This is a genomic window from Arthrobacter crystallopoietes BAB-32, assembly GCF_000328305.2.
GTDB classification, from domain to species: domain Bacteria; phylum Actinomycetota; class Actinomycetes; order Actinomycetales; family Micrococcaceae; genus Crystallibacter; species Crystallibacter crystallopoietes_A.
In genome coordinates this window covers 1-3035 of the sequence record NZ_ANPE02000313.1, presented here as the reverse complement: position 1 = coordinate 3035, position 3035 = coordinate 1, and the positions used below count along the sequence as shown (strand labels likewise).

The following is a 3035-nucleotide window of genomic DNA, read 5'->3' as shown; positions in this document are numbered from 1 at the left end:
CCCGGGCCCGGCGTCCCGTCCTGCCGCACCCCAAGCAGCCCCCGCCGTCGAACTGGAGCCCCTGAAATGAATGAGCCGATCGTCAGCGCACGCAGCGTGCGCAAATCCTTCGGGCACGTCGAGGTGCTCAAAGGCATCGACATGGACGTTCATGCCGGCGAGGTCGCCTGCCTGCTCGGGCCCTCCGGATCCGGCAAGAGTACCTTCCTTCGCTGCATTAACCATTTGGAAAAGATCGACGGCGGCCAGCTCTGGGTGCACGGCGAGCGCATCGGCTACCGGCGCATCGGCGACCGGCTGCGAGAGCTGAAGGAACATGAAACCTCGCGGCAGCGGGCCTCGGTGGGCATGGTCTTCCAGCAGTTCAACCTGTTTCCGCACCGCACCGCCTTGGAGAACGTGATCGAGGGCCCGATGGTTGTCCAGCGCCGGCCCAAGGCCGAGGTGGTCGAAGAAGGCATGGCCCTGCTGGAACGAGTGGGGCTGGCCGAAAAGCGGAACCACTATCCCGGCCAGCTTTCCGGCGGCCAGCAGCAGCGGGTGGCCATTGCGCGGGCCTTGGCGCTGAAGCCGTCCGTGATGCTTTTCGACGAGCCGACCTCGGCGCTGGACCCGGAATTGGTCGGAGAGGTGCTGGATGTGATGGTGCAGTTGGCGGCCTCCGGCATGACGATGATCGTGGTGACCCATGAGATGGGCTTCGCCAAAGAAGTTGGCGACGTGGTCCACTTCATGGCGGACGGCTGCCTGGTGGAGAGCGGCGACCCGTGCCAGGTGCTCGAGGATCCCCGGGAGGCACGTACCCAGGCCTTCCTCTCGAAGGTGCTGGCATGAACGCAGCCCACAAGGTGCGCTCGTGAAAGCCTCAAGCATCATCCAACTGGTTGGCCGGGGGCCCGGCGGACCTCGCGGCCGGTTGGATCGATGCCACAGCGTGGAGGACCTGCAGCGGCTTGCCGCCCGCAGGCTGCCCCGGCCGGTGCTGGACTATATCGACGGTGGGGCTGACACGGAGCTCAGCCTGGCCGGCAATGCCGCCGCCTTTGAACGCTACCGGTTCACGCCCCGCGTGCTGGCGGACGTCAGCGTCCCGGACACCACCACGACCGCCCTGGGCCGGCCGGCCACGCTGCCGCTGGGCCTGGCGCCGACCGGCTATACCCGGATGGTCAATCCCGCGGGCGAAGCGGCCGTAGCCGGAGCCGCGGCCCAGGCGGGTATTCCCTACGTGCTGTCCACCATGGCCACCACGTCGCTCGAGGATCTGGCGGCCTTACCGGCAGTTGCCCCGGCTGACCGCTGGTTCCAGCTGTACGTCTGGAAGGACCGAGGCCGCACGCTGGACCTGGTCCGGCGCGCCGCCGACGCGGGCTACCGGGTGCTGGAGGTTGCGGTGGATACAGCGGTGCCCGGCAACAGGCTGCGCGACCTGCGCAACGGCTTCACCATTCCGCCCCGGCTGACCGCGTCCAGCCTGCTGGACATCGGCTCCAAGCCGGGCTACTGGACGAGGATGCTGCGTGCTCCGGACCTGGAATTCGCCAATGTCTCCGGCGGCCCCGCCGGCTACACCATCGAAAACATCGGCTCACAGTTCGACCCGTCGCTCACGTGGAGGGAGCTGGCCGAACTCCGGGAGGCGTGGAACGGCAAGCTGCTGGTGAAAGGGCCGGTGGGCCCGGCGGACGCGCGCCGTGCCCGGGAGCTCGGCGCGGACGGAGTCCACCTCTCCAACCATGGCGGCCGCCAGCTCGACCGGACGGTCGCACCGGTGGACCTGGTGGCCGGGGTACGGGTGGCGGCCGGTGAGGACTTCACCATCGTCGTTGATTCCGGCATCCGGCACGGCGCGGACATTGCCGTCGCGCTTGCCCACGGCGCCGACCTGGCCATGGTCGGGCGGCCCTACCTGTGGGCGCTGGCCGCTGGCGGCGAGGCCGGCGTCGCCCGGCTAATCGAACTGCTGGCGTCCCAGTTCCGCCGCACAATGGCGCTGTTGGGTGTGGCCAGCGCGGCCGAGTTGCGCCGCCGCGGTCCGGAATTGCTCGCTGCCGGACCTGCCGCCGGGCCGGCCGGAACTGCCGACCCTGAACTGTCCACCGCGGACAAAGCCAGCATCGTCAGCGAGGCCACCGTCCGAGAGACCGCCGCCCGAGGGGCCGCCCTCCGAGAGCTCACCGTGGACAAGGCTCCCGCTCCCGAGACCGCCCCCAGCCACCCGTAGCCAGAGGAAGGACCGAAGATGAACGCACCCGTCAACAGCCCGAGCATCTCTCCTGTGGCCGTACTTCCCGCCCCGCGCCCGGGGATCGCAGTGCTGCCCGGCTACTCCCGGTCCAGCGCCAAGTCGCGCGTGCGCTGGATTGCTTCGTCCAACGAATCCCCGGTACCGCCATCGGCCGCCGTGCAGGAAGCCATCGCCGCTGCCGGAGCCGGAGCCAACCGCTACCCGTCCCTGGCCGCGAACGAGCTCACCGCCGCCATCGCCACCCGGCTCGGCCTGGCCTCCGACCAGCTGCTGGCCGGGGCCGGTTCCTTGGCACTGCTGCAGCTGCTGCTCTCCTGCTACGCCGGCCCCGGCGATGAGGTCGTCTATGCCTGGCGCAGCTACGAGGCGTATCCGATCCTCACGGGCGTAACGGGAGCGACCGCCGTCGAAATCCCGCTGGGTCCCGCCGCGGAGCATGACCTGCATGCCATGGCCGGGGCCATCACGAATGCCACCCGCGTGGTGATTGTCTGCAGCCCGAACAATCCCACCGGCACCGTGACTGGCCGCGGCGAGCTGCTGCAATTCCTGGAGCTGGTGCCTCCGCGCGTGCTGGTTGTCCTTGACGAGGCGTACCGCGAATTCACCCTGCCAACGGATGACAACACGGACCTGCTGGCGGCGTTCCCCAACCTCGCCATCCTGCGCACGTTCTCCAAGGCCTACGGGCTGGCTGGCCTGCGCGTAGGCTACTTGGCCACGTCTCCGGGCATCGCCGCCATCCTGCGCCGCGCGGCACCGCCGTTCCCGGTGAGCCGGGTGGCCG

General features: G+C 69.4%; 3 protein-coding genes. All 3 read left to right on the top strand.

Features of this window, described 5'->3' with window-relative positions:
- Positions 1–66 precede the first annotated feature (66 nt).
- The gene (locus D477_RS20565) at positions 67–834 is read left to right on the top strand and encodes an amino acid ABC transporter ATP-binding protein (RefSeq protein WP_005275227.1); all 768 of its coding nucleotides are present in this window, start codon (positions 67–69) and stop codon (positions 832–834) included.
- A gap of 100 nt (positions 835–934) precedes the next feature.
- Positions 935–2224, top strand: coding sequence for an alpha-hydroxy acid oxidase (locus D477_RS20560; RefSeq protein WP_005275225.1), 1290 nt, complete (start codon positions 935–937; stop codon positions 2222–2224).
- Between the two features lie 18 nt (positions 2225–2242).
- A partial coding sequence (locus D477_RS20555) for an aminotransferase class I/II-fold pyridoxal phosphate-dependent enzyme (protein ID WP_005275223.1) occupies positions 2243–3035 on the top strand: 793 nt, incomplete at its 3' end.